The sequence below is a fragment of the Candidatus Hydrogenedentota bacterium genome (genome assembly GCA_018005585.1).
GTDB lineage: Bacteria > Hydrogenedentota > Hydrogenedentia > Hydrogenedentales > JAGMZX01 > JAGMZX01.
Map to the genome: position 1 here is coordinate 16,201 of JAGMZX010000047.1, position 22,172 is coordinate 38,372.

Genomic DNA, 22,172 nt, shown 5'->3' on the forward strand with positions numbered 1-22,172 from the left:
GGTTGGCCCGGCTGCGCCGTATTGCCCGCTATGATCGTGTTGCCCACCGTGCACACTGCGCCGCCCACCCCGCCCGCTGCGACCCGCCACTCGCCCGGGGACGCGGCCGTAACGCACAATCGGCGCGTCCGGGACCGTTGCCTGTAGCAGAGCACAACCCGCTCGGGTTGCCAAGCACTTTCTTAGCGCAACGGTACGGCTGGACAGTCGGCCGACTGGTCCGAGGTTTGGGAAGTTCGAGAATAGGGGTACAGAGCTGCGGCACCTTGACCCGTCAGATCTGTCCGGGGCACCATCCTGAGGGGTTTTCCTGGTTTTTGGGTCGTGTTGACCCATTGTAACGGGAGTTGTTAGGATAACGTGAACGTCTTGGCTGGCAATAGCTGCCCCGTAGCAGGCGGCGGCTGGGGGACAGCCCCTATTGGGGTGAACCGTGTAAAGCGCATGTTGATACGGTGAAAGAGAAGCCTGAAGCGCGGTCCAGGGAATTCGAGAACTTGGTTCTCGAACATCTGGACATGATGTATGCGGTGGCGTTGCGATTGACGCGCAACGCCGCTGATGCTCAGGATTTGACTCAAAACACGTTGGTGAAGGCGCTGCGTTTCCACAACAAGTTCAAGGAAGGCACGTATATCAAGGCGTGGCTGCTGACCATCCTGCGCAACACGTTCATCAATGAATACCGGCGCAAAGTGCGCCGGCCCACCTTTGTGGAATTGACGGGCGCGGAACCTTCCGAGGACCGGCTGCCGGACCCCGAGGTGTCCTTCGAGCCCGAGCCGGGTAGCACGAAAGACCTGCTGGAACTCCTGGACGACGAGGTGAAGGAAGCCGTGGAATCGCTGCCGGAAGACTTCCGGGTGGCGGTCATCATGGCGGACCTCGAGGACAAGTCGTACAAGGAGATTGCCGATGCGATGGGCTGCCCGCTGGGTACGGTCATGTCGCGCTTGTACCGCGGCCGGAAGCTCCTGCGCGGCAAGCTGATGGAATACGCGCGGGAGCGGCGCATGGTCAGCGGCCCGCTCAAGGAATGAGTATTCGGCGACACCCCCAAACGGGGGGCTGAGCACTCCCTCTCAGAAAGGTGGTCACGTTTGGACCGCGCAAGCTCTTGTCCGCCGCAGCTCTTGCGAAGGCGGATGCGTGCGCTTCGGTCTCCGCGGAGCTTGTCCGCGAGGGGAAGACCGCCGGGCAGGAAGCTGGCGCAGTCTGCATGAAACGCAACCCGACGTCAGCGAACTCGTGAAACGGCTCATGACGAAGCGGCTCATCAGGGGCGCGTTACTCGATATTCCCGGCTTCGAGCAAGATGCTGAATTGTGGCGGAGCAGACTTCCGCCCCTGTCGTCCTAACTGTGTTTCCAGAAGGCCGGCAGGAACAGCACGCAAATGCTGAATAACTCGAGGCGGCCCATCACCATGCACAGGGACAGCAGCGCCTTGCCCGCTCCGGGAACCTGGCTGAAGTCCTCGACGGCGCCGACGAGCTCCATGCCGGGGCCGACGTTGTTGAGGGTGGCGGCCACCGAAGTGGCCGCGCTGGCGAACGGGAGACCCAACGCGGCCATGCACAGGCTGGCCCCGACAAAGACGGCGATGTAGAGGACAAAGAACGCGTAGACCATGCGTTGCACGCCGTCGTCGATAATTGCGTCGTTGATGCGGATGAGCCGGACGGTCTTGGGCCGGAACGTGCTTTCGACGCGCCAATAGACCATTTTCGCGAGCATGACGATCCGGATAACCTTGATGCCGCCGCCAGTCGAGCCCGCGCAGCCGCCCACGAACATCAAGACGACTAGGAGCATGCGCGAAAACTCGGGCCAGCAGTCGAAATCGTGGGTGCAGTACCCGGTGGTGGTCATGATCGAGACGGCCTGAAACGCGCTCAAGCGTATAGCGTGCGGCGCGCCGTACGGGCCGCTGGCAGGGAGCGTCGCCCGGTCGTCTGCATCGCCTGCGATGGCTGCGTTGCCCGGCCGCGATGCAGGCGCGGCCCAGAGGAGGTTGACGGCAATCAGGAACGTGGCGATCACGAAGATTGCGATGTAAACGTTCCATTCCGTGTTTTTGAAGAGGGCGCGCCAGTCGCCGTGCCACATGGCGAAATAAAGGCTGAAATTCGAGCCCGCAAGGGCCATGAAGACAATAATGATGATTTCGACGGCAAGGCTGTTGAATCCGGCAATGCTGGCCTGGCGCGTCGAGAACCCGCCGGTGCCCAGGGTGCCGAAGGTATGGCATAGCGCCTCGAACAGGTTCATGCCGGCAGCCATGAGCAGGACCGTCTGCGCCACGGTGAAGGCGAGATAGATGCGCCAGAGGATGGACGCGGTGTCGCGGATGCGCGGGCTCAGGCCGGAGGGCTCGGGGCCGGGCGTTTCCGAACGGAACAATTGCTTGCCGCCCGCGCCTAGGTAAGGCAGGACGGCGATGAACAGCACGATGATGCCCATGCCGCCGACCCAATGCGTGAAGGAACGCCAGAACAGGATGCCCTTGGGCGCCGCCTCGATGTCAGTGAGGACTGTCGAGCCCGTGGTGGTGAAGCCGGACATGGATTCGAAATACGCATCGATCGGCCCCATGACGCCGGCGAGCATATAAGGCAGCGCGCCCGCCCCGGCCAGGAGGAGCCAGCCAATGCCCACGAGTCCGAGCGCCTCGCGCTGGAAGAGGATGTTCTTGGCCCGGCGCCCCAGGAGTGTCATCAGGCCTCCGGCGGCAGCCGTAAGCGCCATCGCCTTGAGAAACGCTATCAGCGTGGCCCACTCGGCGTACCAGACCGACCAGGCGGCGGAGGGAGCCATGAGCGCGGCGAGCGCGAGCAGGAACTGCCCGAGGAATTTTGAAACAACCCAGGGATTCATTTGCGGAAGAGCTTTTCCGCCGCTTGGACCGCCTCCGCCATGGCGATCAGGATCACATGGTCTCCCGCGTGCAGTTCATCGTCGCCGCCCGGCACGGTCACGTGTTTGTCGCGCAGGATGGCGGCGACGAGCGCGCCGCGCGGGAACTTCGATTTCAGGTCCCGCAACTGTTTGCCGAGCACGCTTGCGCCGTCGTTGATCGTGAGCTCCACCACCTCGACCTGCCCCTCCCCGATGACGGCCAGCGAGGTGACTTCCCGCTGGTGCACGAGTTTCACGATGCGGTTGGCTATGGCCGTGCGCGGCGTGACGGCGAGGTCGATGTCCAGGCGCCGGACGAGCTGGGCGAAGTCCGGCTGATGCACGACGGCGACCACCTGCTCCGCGCCGACTTCCTTGGCGAGCACGCAGGCCAGAATGTTGCGCTCGTCGTCACCCGTGGCCGCCACGACCACATCGAACCCGTCGATGTGTTCCTGTTCGAGCGAGACGCGCGAGACCGCGTCCCGGCAGACAACCTTGGTCTTCTTGAGCTTGGTGGCGAGCTGGTTGGACCGGTCCGGTCTGCGCTCGAATATTTTGACGGACTTCGCCTTGGCTTCAAGCGCCTGGGCGAGATGGAGGCCAATCTTGCTGCCGCCGAAGATCGCCACCTTGCGCGGGCCAAGGTCGACATCCTGAAAAAGCTGCTGCACGGAACTCAGCTTGTCGCGCTGCCCCACCAGCGTGACCTGGTCGCCCACCTCGATGACCGCGTCGCCGTGCGGGATGAATACCTTCCCGCCCCGGTTGATCACGCCCAGCAGGACACCGCCGCCCGGCGGCGCCACGTCTTTGAGCGTCTTGCCGTTCCGGGTGGGTGTCTTGGTGACCTGAATCTGGCGCATATGGATAAGGCCGCGGCCGAAATCCTCGGACGCCGTCGTGCCCGGGTTTTCGATGAAGTGAGCGACTTCGAGCGCCGCGAGCGCGTCGGGGCTCAGTACATAGTCGATGCTCAGAATCGTTTCATAGAGGATGTGAGACTCGACGTACAGGGGATTGTCGACGCGAGCTACCACCTGCTTCGCGCCGAGGCCTTTTGCGGTGGCCGCGGCGATCAGGTTGGTCTCGTCGTTGCCCATCGAGGCCACGAACAGTTCCGCCGCGCCCACGCCGAGGGACTGTTGCAGCATGACGGATGCGCCGTCGCCCGCGACGGTGCGCACGTCCAGCGCGTAATCGATTTCCTCCAGTCGCGCCGGGTTCGACTCGATAACCGTGACGTCCTGCCGTTCGCCGCTGAGCAAACGCGCCAGGTGGAACCCGACCCGGCCCCCACCCGCTATGAAGATGTTCATGTCTTGCGGAGTCCTGTGTTTATAAGGCGGGAAAACCAGACATTCCCCCCGATCTTCCTACAAAGGCTGCGGACTATTCAAGAAATCTCCGTGCGCGCGCGGCGCGTAAACCCGGTCAGGAAGGCCCGAACCCATTCGGTGAGGTCGTCGAGAAGGGAGTAGAACAGGGGCACGATGATCAGCGTGAGGAAGGTGTCCACGGTCATGCCGCCCACGACTGCGCGGCCCAGCCCCTGGAACGTGACACCGCCGCCGCTGGTGGTCAGTGCGAGGGGCACACAGCCCAGGATGGTGGTGATGGCGGTCATCATGACGGGGCGGAAACGGTCGCGGCCTGCCTGCAGAATCGCCTCATTGCGCTGTTTGCCTTGCAGCCGGAGCTGATTGATATGGTCCACGATGACGATGCCGTTGTTGACGATCAGCCCTACCATCAGGATGCAGCCGATAAGCGTCACGATATCGAAGGGAGTGGCGGTGAGGAAGAACAGCCAGAGCACGCCAATGAAGGAGAGCGGCACCGTGGTCAGAATGGACAAGGGCAGAACGTAGGATTCGAACAGGGAGGCCATGACGAGATACACGAGGATGACGGCCATGAATAGAGAGGAGACAAAGCTGAACCAGTTCGACTCCAATTCCCGCAGTTGCTCGCCGAGTTCGATGGAGTAGCCGGTGGGCAAATCGAACATCTGGGCGAGCCGCATCAACTCGTATTTTACGCGGTTAAGCCGCTCGAACGTCGCCGTCGCCGACACCATGACCGTGTTCTTGCCGTTATACCTGTGGATCGACGCCGGGGTCGGCGCGCGCGTGTAATCGACGAGCTGGTTGACCGGCATGGGCTGTCGGCCCGCGCCGATCACGATAATGTTGTCCAGGTTGTCGCGGCTCTTGCGGTTTTCCTCCTGGAACTGGGCCCAGACCGGGACCTCGCGGCCGCCCTGCTTCATGTAGGGCAGGCGCGCCCCGCGCAGCGCCGCATCCACGGTCTGCGCCACGATCAGGGGGCTGATCCCGGCGCGCTCCGCGATGTCCTCGTCGATACGCAGCTGCATCTCCTGCGTGTCCTTCTCGACGTCCGTCTTGGCATCCTTTACGCCCGTAATCCGGGCCATGTAAATCCGGAATATGTCCGCGAACTGCTTCAGGCGCGCGGCATTGTCGCCGCGGAACTGCACGGCGACGACCTCCTCCGCGTCCCCGCGTTCCGCGTCGGCCACATCGAACGTCAATTCGACGCCCGGCATGAGCCGGGGCAACTGCTTGGACAGGATGTCCATCACGTCTTCGGTGCTGTATTGCGGCGATTCCCACTCCGGGCCGTCTTCGTCGGTGAAGAGGTAGACTTCGAGTTTGCCGCCGCTCGCGTTAAAGAACTTGAATACGTTCTTGATGCCGAGAATGTCGCGCCTGCGGTCCAGCTCGTTTTCAAGAGAATTGAAGACCTCCGCGGCCATGTCCACATCGAAGTTCTGATCGAATTCGATGTGGATATCGACTTCGCGCGTATCGAGCCGGGGCAGTTCCTGCATATCCATGCCGGCGTAGGGGACCTTGTAGGTGACGAAAAGAACGGCGCCCAGAATCATGATGGATGCGAAACGCCTGCGCAGCGCGAGGCAGACAACGCTGTCATAGGCGCGGATGACCGACTCGATAAGACTGAAGCGCAGCAGGCTCCTGACCACGCCCTGCCCGCGCTGCCGGAACGCGCCGAACCGCTCGAACAGGGCCAGGCGCTGCTCGCGGATCTGGGTCATGGCGAGGGGGACCACCGTCAAGGCGATGATGAGGCTGCCCATGAGCGAAACCGCAAGCGGCAAGGCGAGCTCCTTCATGAACACCGACATGCGGCCCGCCTCCATGAAGAACATGGGGATGAATACCACCAGCGTGGTGGTCGTGGATGCGGTGATGGCGAGGCCGACGTCGCCGGCCCCGCGCTTGGCGCTCTCGATGATGCTGAAACCCATCTGACGGTGGCGGATGATGTTTTCCACGACGACGATGGAGTTGTCGACCAACATGCCGACGGCAATGATCATGGAGACCATCGAGACGATGTTGAGCGTCATGCCAATGAAAAACATCGCCACGATGGCCACAACAAGCGAGGTTGGGATCGACAGCGCCACGATGAGCGTGGGCCGCACGCGGAACAGGAACAGATAAAGGACGATGATGGCCATGATCCCGCCGTAGATGCCGGAATCACGGAGATTTGCCAATGCGGTCAGAATGAGTTCGGACTGATCGAAGAATATGTTGGTCTCCACATCCTCGAATTGGGCGTCCTGGGGCAACTCGTCTATTACCTTGCGCACGGCGCGGCACGTGGCGACCGTGTTCGCTTCGGATTCCTTGATCGCGAGGACGAACGCGCCGCCTTTGCGGTCTATCGTAGCCTCGCGAATGGGCTCGCGGGTCATGTACCGCACACGCGCTATGTCGCCCAGGCGCACGCCGTTCGGCGTAACGACAAGGCCGCGGATGTCCTCGAGGTTGCGGTATTCCCCGACTGTGCGCACGAAGTACTTGGTGTCGGCGTCGACCAGTTCCCCCACCGAGAGGTTGAAGCTGCTGACCCGCAGCGCGGCGACCAGATCGTAAAGGCCGAGGTTCATGCTGCGCAGCGTGTCCTGATCGAACTCGATGACGATTTCCTCTTCCGGGCGCGTCGTGTAGATGACGACGTCGGCGACGCCGTCAATACGGCGTAGGCGCGGTTCGAGAATCGTGCGAACGCGATGCACGAGTTCCGCCTCGTCGCTTCTTGACAAGACAGCGAGCGCCACGACCGGGATCGAGCGCGAACTGAATCGCTCGATCAGCATGCGGTCCACGTCTTCGGGCAAGATCAGTTTCAGGCGTTCCATGCGGTCGCGCACCTCGGCCGTAGCCTGCGTCATGTCGGTATCCAGGTCGAAGCGCATGTGAATGAAGACGCCGTTGCTGTCGGAAACGGTGCGGATATCGCGCAGGCCGGGGATGGTGCGGAACTCCCCTTCCGCCGGGATGGTGACTTCCTCCTCGACTTGCTCGGGGGACGCCCCGATATAGGGGATGCGGCAATTAATGAACGGCGGGCTGACTTCGGGCAGGAACTGGAGGGGAATGCGCGTCCACGCGATGACGCCCAGGATGAGCATGCACAGACTGAGCATGGTGGTGGTGATCGGGCGCTTGAGCGAGAACTCTACCAGCGAGAACTTCACGTCTTGTCACGTCCGCCGAACAAGTCGTACACCATCGGCATGATGAACAGGGTCAGCAAGGTAGAGGAACTCAGGCCGGCTATGACGACCACGGCGAGCGGCTGGCGGAGTTCCGCGCCCTCCCCGGCGGCGGTGACCATGGGGATCAGGCCCAGAACGGTCGTGATGGTGGTCATCAGGATGGGGCGCAGCCGCACCGTGCCGGCGGCGACCACGGCTTCGCGCTTGGTCATGCCGCGTTCCCGCAACTGGTTGACGTAATCGACCAGCACGATGGCGTTGTTCACGACGATGCCCGCGAGAATAATACCGCCGAGAAAGACCATGATGCTGAGGTCGATGCCGGTCCACCACAGCGCATACACGACGCCGACGAACGCGAGCGGCACGCTGAACATGACGAGGAGCGGGTGCAGAATGGACTCGAACTGGCAGGCCATGACGACGTAAACGAGGAAGATGGCGAGCGCCAGCGCGAAATTCAGACTCTGGTACGAGACCTCGAGTTCGCGGTTCTGCCCGCCGAGTTCGTAGTAATAATCTTTCGGCCACTGGACCGTTTGCAGGAGGCTCCGGATGTCATTGGACACGGCGCCCAGGTCCCGGCCTTCGACATTCGCCGTAATGAGCACCACCTGCCGCTGATCGATGCGCCGGATCTCGCTCGGGCCTTTCTCTTTGCGGATCGTGGCCACGGCGGAAAGCGGCACAGGCGGGAACCCGTCGGTGACCGCCACCTTCGCCAGGTCCTGCTCGTTGCTCATGTATTCCTGCATCGTGCGGACGCGCACGTCGATCTTCTCGCCTTCCTGATCGAATTTCGTGGCCACGACGCCGGCCACTTCGCGGCGGAGCCGTTCGGCCACCTGCCCGGGGGTCAGATGGTGCGCGGCCAGTTTGGGCCGGTCAAAGGTGATGATTAGTTCGGGATACCCCTCCTGAACGCTCAACTCGGCGTCTTTCAAGCCCGCGACGCCGTCAATGCGCGCGAGCGCCTCGCGGCCGAGTTCTTTCAGCTGGCTCATGTCATCGCCGATGATCTGCACCTCGACGGCCGTCTTGAAACTGAACATGGTCGGCAACGTGAAGGTGATTTTCTCGTCGGGGGTCACCACCGCCGCGATCCGCGCGCGCAGGTCTTCCGTAATCTGGTCCTGGATGGGCGCCGTTTCCGTCGGATTCTTCAGGCGCACGGTGAACTGCGCCATGTTCTCGCCCCGTTCCCGCTGGGCTTCGGTCTTCTCTGAACCAATCTCGACCGTGACCGATTCGACCAGGGGGTGCGCGCGCACGACCTGCTCAACACGCCGGGCGCGCTCTTCCGTCTGGGCCAACCGCGTGCCCGGCGGCGCGTCGAAGCGGATCCCGAATTCCCCCTGCTTCATCGCTGGGATGAGTTCCTGGCCGAAATTGCGGGCCACATAGCTGGCGTGCACGGAAAGCGCCAGCACCCCGAGCAGTATGACGGGGGAGAGGCGCAGGGCGTGCCGCAGCGTGAAGGCATAGCTGGCCCGAAATGCGTTAAACCCGAAGTCGAACAGCCTCACGGGGAGCCAAAGCAAGGCGCCGAGGATGGACCGGATGACCCAGACGAAGCCGAACAACACCACACACACGAAGAACAGGACCGTCACCAGCAGCGTGATTGCGGCCCGCAGCACTACCTGCAAAGGGTAGAGGACCAGGAGAAATGGCAGGAAAAGCACGGCGCCCAGGAAGGACAGCACGTTCGCGGCCGTGACTTGCGCGCGAAGCCGGCGCAGCGCGGAAACAGTAGGTTGGAAAGTGTCTTTGAAGGAGTCGACGAGATACTCGCGAATATACCGAAGGCCCATGATGGGAAGCAGGACCAGCGAGGCCGCGCGGCCTTTGCCCTGCTCCCGGCGCAATTCGTGGTAGCCCCGGAGTATCCAGACGACGTCGCGGTCGCCTGCCACGGCGAACGCTTGACGCGAGTACACCATCGGGATCAAGTAAAGCGCCACCAGGAGCGAGGCGAGCAGCGAGAACGTGACGGTCAGGGCGAGGTCGCTGAACAACTGGCCCGCGATGCCCTCGACGAACGCAATGGGGAAGAACACGCACACCGTGGTCAATGTCGAGGAGATGACCGCGGAGGAGACTTCTTTGGCGCCGCGCTCCGCGGCGTCGACGGGGCCGTCCCCCTCCTCCTTGCAGCGGAAGATGCTCTCAAGCACTACGATCGAGTTGTCCACCAGCATGCCCACGCCCAGCGCCAGGCCGCCGAGCGACATGATGTTGAGCGAGATGCCCCGCATGAACATGGGCAAGAAGGTCGCTACAACGGAAATGGGGATGGAAATGCCGATGAGCAGCGTGCTCTTCAGTTCGTGAAGGAACAGAAACAGGACGATCAGCGCCAGGCCGCCGCCCACAATCGTCGCGGAGCGCACCTCGTTAATCGAGTCTTGAATGAACCGCGACTGGTCCGTGATCACGGACAGGTTGACGTCCCCAGGCAGCCGGTCCAGCAGCGTCGCCGCGCGCTCCCGTTTGGAGATAATGGCCTCTGCCGCATCCCGGCTCAGTTCTTGGCCGTTGAGGCGCGCCGTCGCTATCTCCTGGCGGATGGCCACCTCGCGCCATTGGCGGTCCCAGAAGGTCTCCTCGTGGCGGAAGCCAAGCAGGTCCTTCACCTGTTCGCAGACCTGCACGGTATTGGCGTCGCCTTCCTTGAAGACGTCGAGTTCGACCGCTTCCAGGCCGTTGATATGCACGATGGTCTCGCGTTCCTTCGCGCCGAGTTGAATACGCGCGACCTCTTCCAGGTAGACCGGGCCGGTTTCGAGCATGGAGACCACGCTGCGGCTAATCTCGTCGAGGCTCTCGAACTGATTCAGCGTGCGCACGAGATATTCGGTCTTGCCTTCCTGCAGGCGCCCGCCCGAGAGATTGATATTCTGTTGCGCCAGCGCGTTCTCCACCTGTTGCAGCGAGAGGCCCTTGCTCTTGAGCACCTCCGTATCCACGAGGACCTGGATTTCCTTTTCGCGGCCGCCCTTCACCGCCACCTGCGCGATGCCCACCTGCGCTTCGAGATCGCTTTTCAGGTGGCGCTCCGCGGCTTCGCGAATCTCCGTGAGCGCCTGCTGTTCCGCTTCGGCGTCGGCGTCTTCGCCCAGCGCTGCGGGCGTGATGGCGATGCGCATGACGGGGTCTAGCGTGGGGTCGTAGCGCAGGATCACGGGCTTCTCGGTGACTTCCTTGGGCGGGTCGAAGAGGTCGAGGCGGTCGCGCACGTCCTGCATGGCCACGTTCATGTCGGTGCCCCAGGTGAATTCGAGGATGATCTCCGACAGGCCCGGGGAGGACACGCTGTTGATCTCGACCATGCCGCTCACGATGCTGAGCATCTCTTCGAGGGGGCGCGTGACGAGTTTCTCGACATCGGCGGGCGCGGCGCCCTCGTATTCCGTGCGCACGGTCAGCGTCGGATAGGAGATGTCGGGCATGAGGTTAATCGGCAGGTTCTGATAGGAACGCCAGCCGAAGACAATGAGCGTGAGGAACAGCATGGCCATAGTGACCGGCCGGCGGATCGCCATCCGGTACTGCCGCTGCGGCTGTTCTTGCATGGGCGCTTCGCTCATGGGCAGTCGTGGTTACTCTGTTCTTCGCCGCAGATACTACGGCAAGGGGGATGCGTCGCGCCACTGTGCCGGGCGGGGCGCGTTCAACTGGCGCCGCTCAGAGCGTTGCGCGCGTTGCGGCGTTCTCCCCGGGCTAGTGCAAGCGCCTCATCGGCCGTCAGCGAGGCGAGCGCGTCGATTTCATCTTCCGCCGTGGTGATCTTCACCTGCGAACCCGGTTTCAGCGTGTGTTGCCCCAACGTCACCACGAGCATGTGTTCCTCGAGGCCTTCGACCACTTCTATGCTGTTGCTGTCTTCAAGTCCCGTCTTGATTTCGATACGCTCCGCGACAAGGGCGGGCTGTTCTTCCTCGGCGGGCGCCGCGCCGGCCGTCTCGCCGGCCTCCTCCGCCGCGTCGTCCGGCGCCGCCTCTTCTTGCACGATCATGAGGTATTTGCGCGCGTTTTCCTCAATTACGGCATCCTTGGGCACCATCAGCACGCCCGCATGCGTTTCCATGATGAGTTTCACGCGCGCGAACGAGCCCTCGCGCAGGAACGGGCGCGCGGCGTCCTCGAAATCGAGGACCACCTTCACCGTGCCGCTGAGCGGGTCGACGCTCGGATTGATCCGGCGTATATGCGCCTCGAATTCGCGGCCTTCCACGGAGTCGATGCTCACCTTCGCCACTTGGTCGAGCCTCAGGCGCGGCAGTTCCTTTTCCGGCGGCATGATGGGCAGGATGTAGCTCTGTGGGTCCACGACCCGGAATACGGGTACGCCCGTGGCGACCATCTGTCCTTTCTGGATGCCGCGCATTGTGACGACGCCGCCAATGGGCGCCTCGATCGTCTGATGTTCGAGCTGGAGTTCCTGCAGTTCGAGCATGGCGGCCGCCTGCTCGTAAGCGAAGCGGGCGTTTTCAAGTTCGAAGGGGCTGAGAATGCCTTCCTTCTGCTGTTCTTCGGCTTTCTCCATCTGGAAGCGTGCCTGCTGCACGTTCACCCGCGTCTGGCGAATCTGCGTCTCGAGCTGTTTGGTGTCCAGCCGCGCCAGCACGTCCCCCTCGTTCACGGCCTGGCCTTCCTCCACGAGCACGTCAATGCATTCCCCAACGCCTTCAGACACGACTTGCACGTGCTTTTCCGCTTCCACGCGCGTCGTAGTCTCGAAATATGAAGAAATATCGCCCCGTGCCGGCCGCGTCGCTTCGACCGGAACCAGCACGAGGTCGTCCAGGGCGCTGCCGCTCGACTGACCGGAGGGCATGCCCTCGGCCGTGTTATTGCACCCGGCGAGGGACAGCAGAACGGCGAAAACGCCTAATCCTAAGCCAACGTAACGCATGAGCTACTGTCCTTCATTGCCTCTTTCGCGCGCTTCACTGACCGCCACCTGATACAAACACTTTGTATCCGGGGTGTTCTCCGCCTCAACCATACAATATACTACATTGGACTGCCGATCATTACGCGGGGTTTTCCGTTCTCCAGGCCCGCCTTGTCCCTGAGGCCCTTGTCAGGGCTCCAATTATCTTCCTCCTCCTGATGCCCGCGCGGCAGCAAGGCCTCCCGATTATGCGACTTCTACTATAACAAATAAATCGAGGAAACACAAGTCCTAGTTGTCAAGCTTCAGGCGCAGCACAAAATACGGTGTCTGAACGAATCACGGGGGCAGCCCGAGCCAAACGCGAAGAGAGGGGCGTTGACCAGACCCAGAGCGCTGATGGCGGGCGGTTTCGGGAGCGGAGCACCCAGCCCGACGGCTCCGCCCGTCCCTTGCATACTGGGAATGAACCGGGCAAAGACGTCCCGCCCCCGCCGCGCCGTGCAGCACGAAGGACCGCGTCACAGCGGGGCTTGCCGGCAGCCACTCCCGGTCGCGCCACGCCTGCAAACGCTCTTACTCCGTGTTCTCCGAGCGTGTGCGGTGCATGCTTATTCCACACCCGGGCAGAAGCCGTCTTCGCCGTGGTCGCAGCGGTGGTACGCGCCCGCGTTGTAGAATTGGATCACCCGCAGCAGTTCGGTAATGCTGATCGCCCAGTCCTGCGGCGCGTAATCGCTCGAATGGTAGGCGCAGGCCTTCCCGGGGACTGGCACAAGCGACCCCGCGCTTCGCGGGGGAGACGTGCCTGTTTGTCCCCACCTCAGCCAGGCTAAAGCCTGTACTACGAACCTCGTCTTCAGAAAACCGGCTCGCGTCCTCCGCGCCTTCTTCTCCGTGTCCTCTGTGTCTCTGTGGTGAAAGACCATGCTGCCGCGTCACCCAGGCGCGCCAAAGCTTGATGTGTTCCTCCGGTATCTCCGGCAGTTTGATGCCGTGTTTCCGCATGTACGCCTCTACAAACGGCGAACGCTTCACCTCCAGGGGGTTCACGAATTCCCACGGTTCTTCCGCGTCAAGGCTCGGGGACACGTCTCCCCCGCCTTCGCTGCAGCTATGGCGTGGCAAGCTCGAAGACTCGCTCGCTTGTGCCAGTCCCCCGTCGGGGCCGGGCGCGTACCCGTCTTCCGTCGTCGCGTCGCAGTGATACCCGTGCGCGTTGTAGAACTGGATCACCCGCAGCAACTCGCTCATCGCGATCCGCCAGTCGCCGTCCCGGTCCGCGCTGTGCGGGCCCGTCGGCGGCCCGCCTTCGCCCTCTCCTTCCCCTTCGCCGATGATGCGCATCACGAACTCATACGCGCCGATATCGAAATCCGAACCATCGCCCCGCGGCTCCGGCGACCCGTCAAACCCGCGCGCACGGCCCACGATATCCGTCGCCGCCTCGGGCACATACGCCCCGGCATCGATGCACGGCGAATCCGGCCGCAAACTGAAATCCCCATGCTCCGGGTCCACGAACCCCGGATCGAGCGAAATATTCGTCGGCTCCCCGGACGTGTCGTTCTCGATACAGGAATAGGTGGGAACCAGACCGTCGTAGAAGAGTGCTCCCGTTGGCGTCGTGTTGTCCCAGAAAATGCAGTTCCGAATGTCCGGATCCGGATCGAGGTTGTCCGGCCCTCTGTCGAATAGTCCATCGGCATATCCAACGGAATTGCCCACTACGGTATTGTTATAGAAGATGCCGGTGCAGACGGTAAACAATGATCTTGAATCGCCCGTGAAGTCATTGTTGCAAACAAGGTTACCGACGACATCTTGGCAGTGCCCCATTATGAAAGCCGTACGCCAAGAACTTGCATTGTTGAGAATTACATTGTATCGGACATCCGTGCATTCTTGCATTACGCGGACTAGTCTATCCGACCGCGTCCCGATAATGGCATTTCGCCATACATGGTCCGCGCCCCAAATCTGGTAGTTTCCCTCACTCACGGAGTTCATGTTCTTAGAGATATAGTTTCCCTCGACGCGGCCTTCCGACGCAACGCCGAAGAGCCCGAAACCCGTGTTGCCGACGATCACATTGTTGAGAATATCCCCGCTGAAATGTTCCACCGCGCCGGAATGGCTGCCAATCGTGTTATCTGCGATAAGGTTTTCCTCGAGTGAACCCGAGCCGCTTGCCACACAGGTTGTACCAATATTCCCTGTGATGATGTTTCTACGAATCACAGCAGTCAACGTATCCACTGCACTATAATAGTTGGCTATATTGTAGGCGATTAGATTGTTTTCGATAAGGCCACCGCAGCCAAAGATGCCGCCCCCCAGCCCCCGTTCGTAATCGCAGTCATCCGGCCAGTCATCACAAATCTCCAATCCAAGTGCTTCATTCTCGATAATGATATTGTCCCGAATCACCCCGAGACACCGGTACACGCCGGCGCCTTCGCTAAACACGAGTTCCGTATAAGAGCCGCAGCGATTGTTCCGAATGATGTTGGACTCGATCGTCGGCTGAGCCCAATCCAATTCCGAAAACACTTCCCCGTTGCTGCCGTGAAATCCTCCGCCCTGATGGGCAAAACCATTCGTGATTGTAAACCCCGTCACCACGCACGCGGTCGTTTCCATGCCCAGAAAGGTAATCACGGTGCCGGCCTCGTTCCCGTCGATAATCGTGGCCTCCACCGTGGCCAGGTCCCGCGGGTTCGTGGAACGCAGCACGACGTTCTTGCCCAGCATGTGGATGTTCTCGACATAGCGGCCGCGCGACACTACAATCTCATCGCCGTTCTTCGCGGCATTGATCGCGGCCTGGATGGTCGGGTACTGGCGCGGCACGTGGAGTGTATCTGCATACGGATCCACACATATGAAGAACAGGAGAAACAAAGCTTGAAGGGTGCATCTGCGTCCCGGCCCGTGACGGGGATTTCGCGAACCGGTCAGGAGCAGCGCAAAGAATGGGCGAGGGTCTACCATGGCGGCTCGAAATCCTCTGCGGCGTCGAGCGCCGCCTGGATCGTGGGATAACCGGGCGGAACCTGCAGCACGCTTGCCATCGCAGGCACAGCGCCGACCAAGGAAAAGAGAAGCAGAGAAAGTAGCGCGGCTGAAAAGCCATGCCCCACGAAGACGCCGAAGCGGCGCGCCTTGTGACGAATTCGGCTGTTCATGCTCCAATCACCTCTTGAACCCCGTTTCCAGTAAGGCCGCAGCTCACGGCAATGAACCGCTGCCCCGCCCCGGAGAAAGGGAAGAGGAAACAGAAAACAGCATAATGGTGATAGTAATTGCCCCGTTTGGGCCAGACCCCGAATCCGCATCAGCCTATTCCCCGCTGTAACACAATCCACCGTTATCACCGGCCCGCGTTTCGCCCACTATTTCCCGACCCGCAGGAGCCGACGTTGCCAGCAAAGCAGATACGGCGCGATTTGTCAAGGCTTCTCATTGCGATTACGAGGACGAGAACGAGCGCGAAGGGCGTTCCGCGGGCCCGGGGTGCGCCTTCCTGAACCCCGGCCCCCTATCGGGTGTTCTTGCGGTGGTAAGACTGTTGACGAGGTGTCGGCGTGACCGCGGGGTGCTGAAAATTGTTGACAGCGCACGGTGAAATTGGCATGATGTTATGTGACAACGAGTTGGACTGCCCCCGGGTACTGCTGCGGGCGATATCCCGCCGAGCAGGAAGGAAGGAGTCTGTTTCCATGAATTGCACGATGCGTCTGTCAGGCAGGGCGATAGGCATGGTGGTGATCGCCATGTGGCTGGCCGGCTGTCCGATAACGCCGCCCGTAACGGATGTCGGGCTCGTGGTGTCACCGGGTTCGCTGGATTTTGGTTCGGTCACGAACACGCTTTCCCTGCAAGTTACGAAGACGGCCTCCTCCGAACCCATGGGGCCGTTGACGGTGGTCAGCTCCGCGAGCTGGCTGGAGCCCCGGGGGTGTGTAACCACGGCGGACGGGTGCGTCAGTGACGGCCCGCTTGACCCCATTGTGGTGCGAGTGCGGGTGGACCGCACCCAGACCTTTCTGGGCACCAATCGCGGTTTCTTGACGCTGATAGCGGACAACGCGTCGAACAAGACGGTCGAAGTCGTGCTGGAAGACCCGATCGAAGTGCGTTTTGCCGCGAGCACGCAAACGCCGCAGGTAAATCAGGTGGTGGCGTTCACGGACCAGAGCGCGATATCGGGCGGGACCATTACCTCCCGCGAGTGGGATTTCGGCGACGGCAGCACCAGCACGGCGGCGGCGCCGCAGCATGCCTACACGGCGGCCGGCGCGTACGCGGTCTCGCTGACGATTCGCACGTCCCGCGGCGCGGAAACGCTCCGCCGCGAAGGTTTCATCACGGTTGGCGGAACCCCGCCCAACGCGGACTTCAGCGTGAGCCCGGCGTCGATCAGTCAGGGAGACACGGTGCAGTTCACGGACCGGTCCACTTCGGCTTCGGGCTCTATTGTGAGCCGGCAGTGGGACTTTGGCGATGGCGAAGCCAGCACGGAGACGAATCCCGTTCACATCTATCAGACGGCGGGTACCTTCAATGTGACGCTGACGGTGGCCACGTCCAGCGCCAGCGATACGGCGACGAAGCCCGTCGTGGTGGGCAGCCGCATTCCGCCGTTGGCCCGTTTCAGCATCGAACCCACCAAACCCAGCGTGGGCCAAGCGGCGAAGTTCACCGATTTGTCGCAACCCGGCTCGGCCCCGATTCTGACATGGCTGTGGGATTTCGGCGATGGCGGTTCGAGCACGGCGCAGCACCCCACGTACAGCTATCCGAATGCGGGGTTCTTCGACGTAACGTTGACGGTGACCACGGCGCACGGGTCGGACAGCACCACGGTGGCGAACGTCGAGGTGCGCCCGGCCGCGCCGGTGGCCGCATTCAGGGCCGATGACGTGGAGCCGGCGACGGGTCAGCAGGTCCGCTTCACCGACTTGTCCACTTCCTCGATGGGGACCATTGTCCAATGGCACTGGGATTTTGGCGACGGGACCACGAGCCTCCAGCGTCACCCGACGCATACCTATCAAGAGGCGGGGCTCTATACCGTGTCCTTGACCGTCACCTCGAACCAGCTTGTTAACAATACCGACACGGAGACCAAAGAGAATTACATTGTGGCGCGCGACAGCGGCGCGGGGGACATTTCGATCTTGCGCGACTTCGTCGACCGCCCCGACCCGAACTATGGCTGGCGCCATATCCAGTCATATGACCTTACCGGCGCGTTCATCCACGTCTTGCAGATGACGTCGCAGTCGTGGCGCGACAAGACCGAGATCGCGTCGGGCCGCATCTGGACCCATTACCTGACGATAGTGGAACCGGATATCAAGGTGTCCAAGACGGCGCTGCTGTTGGTTGACGGCGGTTCCTTCAATTCTTCCGAGCCGAATGAAAACAACGTAGATGATTTCATCGTCGGTTTTGCGATTGCGTCGGGCACGGTTGTGGCGGTCGTGCAGAACGTGCCCGCGCAGCCCGTGACGTTCTTTGACGAGGTGGGTATCCGCGAAGGCAGGACGGAAGACGCAATCATCGCCTACAGTTATGACAAGTTCCTCGAGGGCTACGCCGCGGGCAGCCCCGATTACAACTGGCCCCTGCTCTTCCCCATGGTCAAGGCGGCCGTGCGCGCCATGGACACCATCCACGACGCAGCGCCTTACCTTTCGGAAAAGACGGAAGAAGACGCGGCAGTGGATGACTTCGTGGTGGCAGGCGCCTCGAAGCGCGGATGGACCACCTGGCTGACCGGCGCGGTGGACGACCGCGTGAGGGCGATCATCCCCATCGTCATCGATGTCCTGAACATGGACGAACAGATGATGCACCACTACAATTCCTACGGGTATTGGGCGCCGGCCATCTACCCGTACGCGCAGGAACGGGTCTTCGACCGCTTCGACACGCCCGGCGGGCAGGCCCTGCTCGAACTCGTAGACCCCTATGAATACCGGGGCGAACTGGACATGCCGAAGCTGATTCTGAACTCGACCGGCGACCAGTTCTTCTTGCCCGATTCCTCGCAGTTCTATCTGGAGGGGCTGTTGGGCGAGAACCACGTGAATTACGTGGCCAACACCGACCATAGCCTCGACAATTCGGTGAGCCTGCTCGACCAGACCAGCGCGCTCAGCAGCGTGCTCGCCTTCTATCTTGCCGTGGTGCAGGACGTGCCCCGGCCCGTCTCCACGTGGACGTTCGAAGACGACGGAACCATCATCGTGGACTCGAGTCAGCGTCCCACGTTCGCCGTCCTGTGGCAGGCCATCAATACGCAGACGCGGGATTTCCGGAAGGACACGATTGGCGAGGCGTGGCTGCCTGTCCCGCTGGCCATCGGTGCGGACAACCGGGTCGTGGCGCGTCCGACGCTCGTGCCCGGCGCCTGGAATGCCTTCTACGTACAGTTGAGTTTTGAAAACGCCGCCGAATTGGCGGTCCCGGTGCCCGGCGTTACGGCGACGCCGCAGTTTGTGTTCAGCACACCGGTGCGCGTGCTCCCCGACGTCTATCCCACGTTCGGCGGGGAACGGCAGACGGCGTTCGGCGGCATCTCCAGCGACCCGGTGTTCGTGGATTACATCACGGTCCAGGGAGACGCCTACGAGATGGGCTTGCAGCACGGCCAATTGCTGCGGGACGAGATTCAGCAATTCCTGCCCCGCTACGTGGCGGCGGCCATTTCCGAGAATCCGGTCATAACGGAAGCGTTGCTGGACAGTGTCTGGGAAGACTTCACAGACGGCACGAACCCGCCGCTGGACGCGCGGATTGTCGCGGAGATGGACGGCATCGCCGACGGGGCGGAGGTGGATGCGCAGCTCGTACGCCGGGCCAACATGGTTCCGGTCATCGAGTCCTACGACGGCCATTCCGCCGCGCTCTGGGACGATGCGGTGGCGCCGGGGGACACGCTGTATCACACGTTTAGTCAAAACCAGAATCTGCGCCGGATTACGCAGGCATATCCGCTCTCCGTGGTGTATATTCCGAGCCGCACCAACGGCATTCCGCACACCTTGTTCACGTATGCGGGTTTCGCGATGTCGCCGGTGGGCGTGAATCTGGGCGGGATCAGCGTGGGCGCCATCGGAAACCCCGACGACCCGTACCAGCCCGGCACGAGTCATTTCCTGCCCATGTTCCGCCAGATTCTGTACGACACGACCAACCTGCGCGACGCGTTGTCGCTCGTGTACAACACGCCGCTCTCGACCCGGCACACCTTCATTATCGGGGACGGCCGCTATGAGACGCGGGCCGCCAAGGTGGAGGTCCTGTCGCCGGGCCTGGCGGTAACGTGGTTTGAAAACGACCCGTCGGACGTGTTTTCGCCGCGCGTGCTGCCAGGGGTCGTGTACACCGGCGGACTGGGTCAGGTCTTCGACGGCATTCAGGCCGATTACGGGTTCTTCAACGCGTTCGGTCTCCAGCAGTTGACAAACACCTACTCGACGCCGCACCAGAACGTCCAGAACGTCGTTATCGACACGGCGATGCTGAACTTCTACCTGTCATATGCCAAGGAAGACATTGAGGCGTTTAATCGCAGCGGTTACGCCGTCTTCAACATGCAGGTACTGCTGCCCTAGCCAGACGTGACCGTACAGAGGAAGACACATGGGCTGCCTGCCCGCCGTGGGCGGCCCTTTCTATGCCCAGCCGCCGGCTGGAGTTCAGGAGAGACGCCATGCCGTACCGGGCGCCCCAGATAGTCTCCGGCGCCGGCGCCGTGCGCCGTCTGCGAGACCTCAAAGGCCGCGTGCTCGTCTGCACGATGCAGATTCCCTGGTCCCTTGCGCAGGAAACGCTTGACTGGGAGCCGCACCATGTGCACCTGGTGGCGGATATGGACAAGGCGACCGTCGAGCGGCTGGACGCGGCGCTGCCGCCGTGCGACGTCGTCGTCGGGCTGGGCGGCGGTTCGTGCTGCGACTCGGCGAAATACCTCGCGTGGAAGCGCGGCTGCGACATGGTGCTCGCGCCCTCGATCGTGTCCGTAGACGCGCCATTGACCAACATGATCGCCGTCCGCGTGGACAAGACGGTGCAGTATGTGGGCGACATCTTCCCCGAGAAGCTGCTGATCGACTATGAACTCATCCGGAAAGCGCCGCCGGAACTGAACCGCGCGGGCGCCTGCGACATCGCGAGCATTCACACGGCGCTGTACGACTGGAAGCTCGCGCATGAGCAGACGGGCGAAGCGTATCACCCTGACGTGGCCGCGCTGGCCCGCGGCTGCCTAGAGGAACTGGACCGCAACGCGGACGAGGTCTACCGCGTTACGGACCACGGTATCGACACGATAGTGGACCTGTTCCGGCGCGAAGTCGAATTCTGCGCCCGGATCGGCGTCAGCCGGCCGGAAGAAGGCGCCGAGCATCTCGTGGCCTATAACATGGAGCACCTGACGGGCCGGCATTTCCTGCACGGGGACCTGGTAGGGCTGGGCATTTTCGCCATTGCGCGGCTGCAACGAAACGAACCGGAATGGGCCGCGGACCTGATCCGGCGTTGCGGGCTGCGGTATACCGTGCCCGGCGCCAGCCGGGACGAGATCGCCGCGTCATTGCGCACGCTCAAGACATTCAAGGATGGGGCGGGCTACTTCTACAGCGTCGTGGACACCGTCCCGGTTACGGAGTCTTTTATCGCCGGGACCCTCGATGCGCTTTATGCCGGCTAGCCCCTTGCGGCGCGAACTCCGGGAGTGGTCCGCCGGTCTGCCGGCCGGGAGCAGTGTTTCTCGACGTGATATGCTCTTGTTTTCTTGCACGTGGTTGACGGCGGTCGGGATGGTTATCAGGCATGTGGCGTGACAAGACAGTCTCGGTTATCTTACCGACTTATAACGAGAAAGACTCGATCCGGGCGGCTATCGAGGATTTCTTCGCGCCGGGACTGGTGGACGAGATCATTGTCGTGAACAACAACGCCGTGGTCGGCACGGATGAGGAAGTGCGCCAGACGCGCGCCCGGCTCGTGCACGAAGGGCGACAGGGTTACGGGTTCGCCATTCAACGGGGCTTGCGGGAGGCGACCGGCGACCTGCTGATTATAGCGGAACCCGATGGGACGTTTTCCGGCCACGACGTGATGAAGCTGCTCGCGTACAGCGACGACCTGCCGGTTGTTTTCGGCACGCGCACGGCGCGCGAGTTCATCTGGGAAGGGGCGAACATGGGCTTCTTCCTCAAATGGGGCAACTACGCCGTCGGCAAGCTGATGGAGTTTCTGTTCAACACCACGTTCCTGAGCGACGTGGGCTGTTCCATGCGCCTGCTGCACCGGCAGGTCTACGAGGCGCTGCGCGGCCAGTTCCGCGTCGGCGGTTCGGCGTTCGGGCCACACCTGATGCTGCTTGTCATCTTGAACAATTTCCCCTTTGTCGAGATCCCGATCAATTACCGCAAGCGCGTCGGCGTATCATCGGTGACCGGGAGCAGAACGCGGGCTTTCCTGCTCGGCCTCGAAATGATTGGGATGATCCTGAAATGCCGGATAGCCTCCTGGTTACGACGGACGCCGTACCGGCCGCGCGCCCGTTAGCCTCCGGCGGGCCGGCAAATTCCGGCAGGCGTTGCGCCGTTATTGCAGAGTCTGTTAGGCTCGGTTCATTCGGGTTGGTGTATTGTACAAGTGTTGGTCGCGTGTTCTCGGGGAGATAACACATGTCAGACGTCCCTCCGCCGCGGAATTGGCTCTCGTTCAATCTTGAGAAGGCGGTGGCCTGCCTCATCCAAGACTGGATACCAATCCTGCTTGCGACGCTTGCCCT

Annotated in this window: 11 protein-coding genes; 4 read left to right on the top strand and 7 right to left on the bottom strand. The window is 62.1% G+C overall.

Translation table 11 applies throughout. The features are described 5' to 3' along the window. Positions 1 to 497 precede the first annotated feature (497 nt). Complete coding sequence (locus KA184_10055) at positions 498 to 1,040, top strand: sigma-70 family RNA polymerase sigma factor (protein ID MBP8129907.1); 543 nt, start codon at positions 498 to 500, stop codon at positions 1,038 to 1,040. A gap of 315 nt (positions 1,041 to 1,355) precedes the next feature. Here KA184_10055 and KA184_10060 read toward each other — a convergent pair whose 3' ends face one another. The 7 genes from KA184_10060 to KA184_10090 form a co-directional block, all read right to left on the bottom strand. Further along, the gene (locus tag KA184_10060; GenBank protein MBP8129908.1) at positions 1,356 to 2,876 is read right to left on the bottom strand and encodes a TrkH family potassium uptake protein; all 1,521 of its coding nucleotides are present in this window, start codon (positions 2,874 to 2,876) and stop codon (positions 1,356 to 1,358) included. Continuing rightward, positions 2,873 to 4,216: a Trk system potassium transporter TrkA gene (gene trkA, locus KA184_10065; protein MBP8129909.1), complete on the bottom strand. Its 1,344-nt coding sequence runs from the start codon at positions 4,214 to 4,216 to the stop codon at positions 2,873 to 2,875. Before trkA ends, KA184_10060 begins: the two co-directional genes overlap by 4 nt. A 77-nt stretch (positions 4,217 to 4,293) precedes the next feature. Then, a complete protein-coding gene (locus KA184_10070) occupies positions 4,294 to 7,434 on the bottom strand; it encodes an efflux RND transporter permease subunit (protein ID MBP8129910.1) in 3,141 nt (1,046 codons plus the stop codon). Beyond that, positions 7,431 to 11,030, bottom strand: a complete 3,600-nt coding sequence (locus tag KA184_10075; protein ID MBP8129911.1) for an efflux RND transporter permease subunit — start codon at positions 11,028 to 11,030, stop codon at positions 7,431 to 7,433. The genes KA184_10070 and KA184_10075 overlap by 4 nt, the downstream gene beginning before the upstream one ends. A gap of 98 nt (positions 11,031 to 11,128) precedes the next feature. Continuing rightward, positions 11,129 to 12,373: an efflux RND transporter periplasmic adaptor subunit gene (locus tag KA184_10080; protein MBP8129912.1), complete on the bottom strand. Its 1,245-nt coding sequence runs from the start codon at positions 12,371 to 12,373 to the stop codon at positions 11,129 to 11,131. A gap of 558 nt (positions 12,374 to 12,931) precedes the next feature. Next, positions 12,932 to 15,208: a hypothetical protein gene (locus tag KA184_10085; protein ID MBP8129913.1), complete on the bottom strand. Its 2,277-nt coding sequence runs from the start codon at positions 15,206 to 15,208 to the stop codon at positions 12,932 to 12,934. A gap of 134 nt (positions 15,209 to 15,342) precedes the next feature. Beyond that, a complete protein-coding gene (locus KA184_10090) occupies positions 15,343 to 15,543 on the bottom strand; it encodes a hypothetical protein (protein MBP8129914.1) in 201 nt (66 codons plus the stop codon). Between the two features lie 534 nt (positions 15,544 to 16,077). Here KA184_10090 and KA184_10095 point away from each other — a divergent pair. The 3 genes from KA184_10095 to KA184_10105 all read left to right on the top strand — a co-directional run bounded on the left by KA184_10095 (position 16,078) and on the right by KA184_10105 (position 21,943). Beyond that, positions 16,078 to 19,983 carry a PKD domain-containing protein gene (locus KA184_10095; GenBank protein ID MBP8129915.1) on the top strand — a complete coding sequence of 1,302 codons (3,906 nt, stop codon included), beginning with the start codon at positions 16,078 to 16,080 and terminating at the stop codon, positions 19,981 to 19,983. A 98-nt stretch (positions 19,984 to 20,081) separates the two neighbouring features. After that, positions 20,082 to 21,080: an iron-containing alcohol dehydrogenase gene (locus tag KA184_10100; protein MBP8129916.1), complete on the top strand. Its 999-nt coding sequence runs from the start codon at positions 20,082 to 20,084 to the stop codon at positions 21,078 to 21,080. A 122-nt stretch (positions 21,081 to 21,202) separates the two neighbouring features. Further along, positions 21,203 to 21,943 (top strand): glycosyltransferase family 2 protein, encoded by a 741-nt coding sequence (locus KA184_10105; protein ID MBP8129917.1) that lies wholly within the window; start codon positions 21,203 to 21,205, stop codon positions 21,941 to 21,943. Positions 21,944 to 22,172 lie beyond the last annotated feature (229 nt).

Coding starts and splice junctions, on each gene's coding strand:
- KA184_10060 (MBP8129908.1), bottom strand. CDS start 2,876: ATGAATCCCTGGGTTGTTTCAAAATTCCTCGGGCAGTTCCTGCTCGCG.
- trkA (MBP8129909.1), bottom strand. CDS start 4,216: ATGAACATCTTCATAGCGGGTGGGGGCCGGGTCGGGTTCCACCTGGCG.
- KA184_10075 (MBP8129911.1), bottom strand. CDS start 11,030: ATGCAAGAACAGCCGCAGCGGCAGTACCGGATGGCGATCCGCCGGCCG.
- KA184_10080 (MBP8129912.1), bottom strand. CDS start 12,373: ATGCGTTACGTTGGCTTAGGATTAGGCGTTTTCGCCGTTCTGCTGTCC.
- KA184_10090 (MBP8129914.1), bottom strand. CDS start 15,543: ATGAACAGCCGAATTCGTCACAAGGCGCGCCGCTTCGGCGTCTTCGTG.
- KA184_10095 (MBP8129915.1), top strand. CDS start 16,078: ATGAATTGCACGATGCGTCTGTCAGGCAGGGCGATAGGCATGGTGGTG.
- KA184_10100 (MBP8129916.1), top strand. CDS start 20,082: ATGCCGTACCGGGCGCCCCAGATAGTCTCCGGCGCCGGCGCCGTGCGC.
- KA184_10105 (MBP8129917.1), top strand. CDS start 21,203: ATGTGGCGTGACAAGACAGTCTCGGTTATCTTACCGACTTATAACGAG.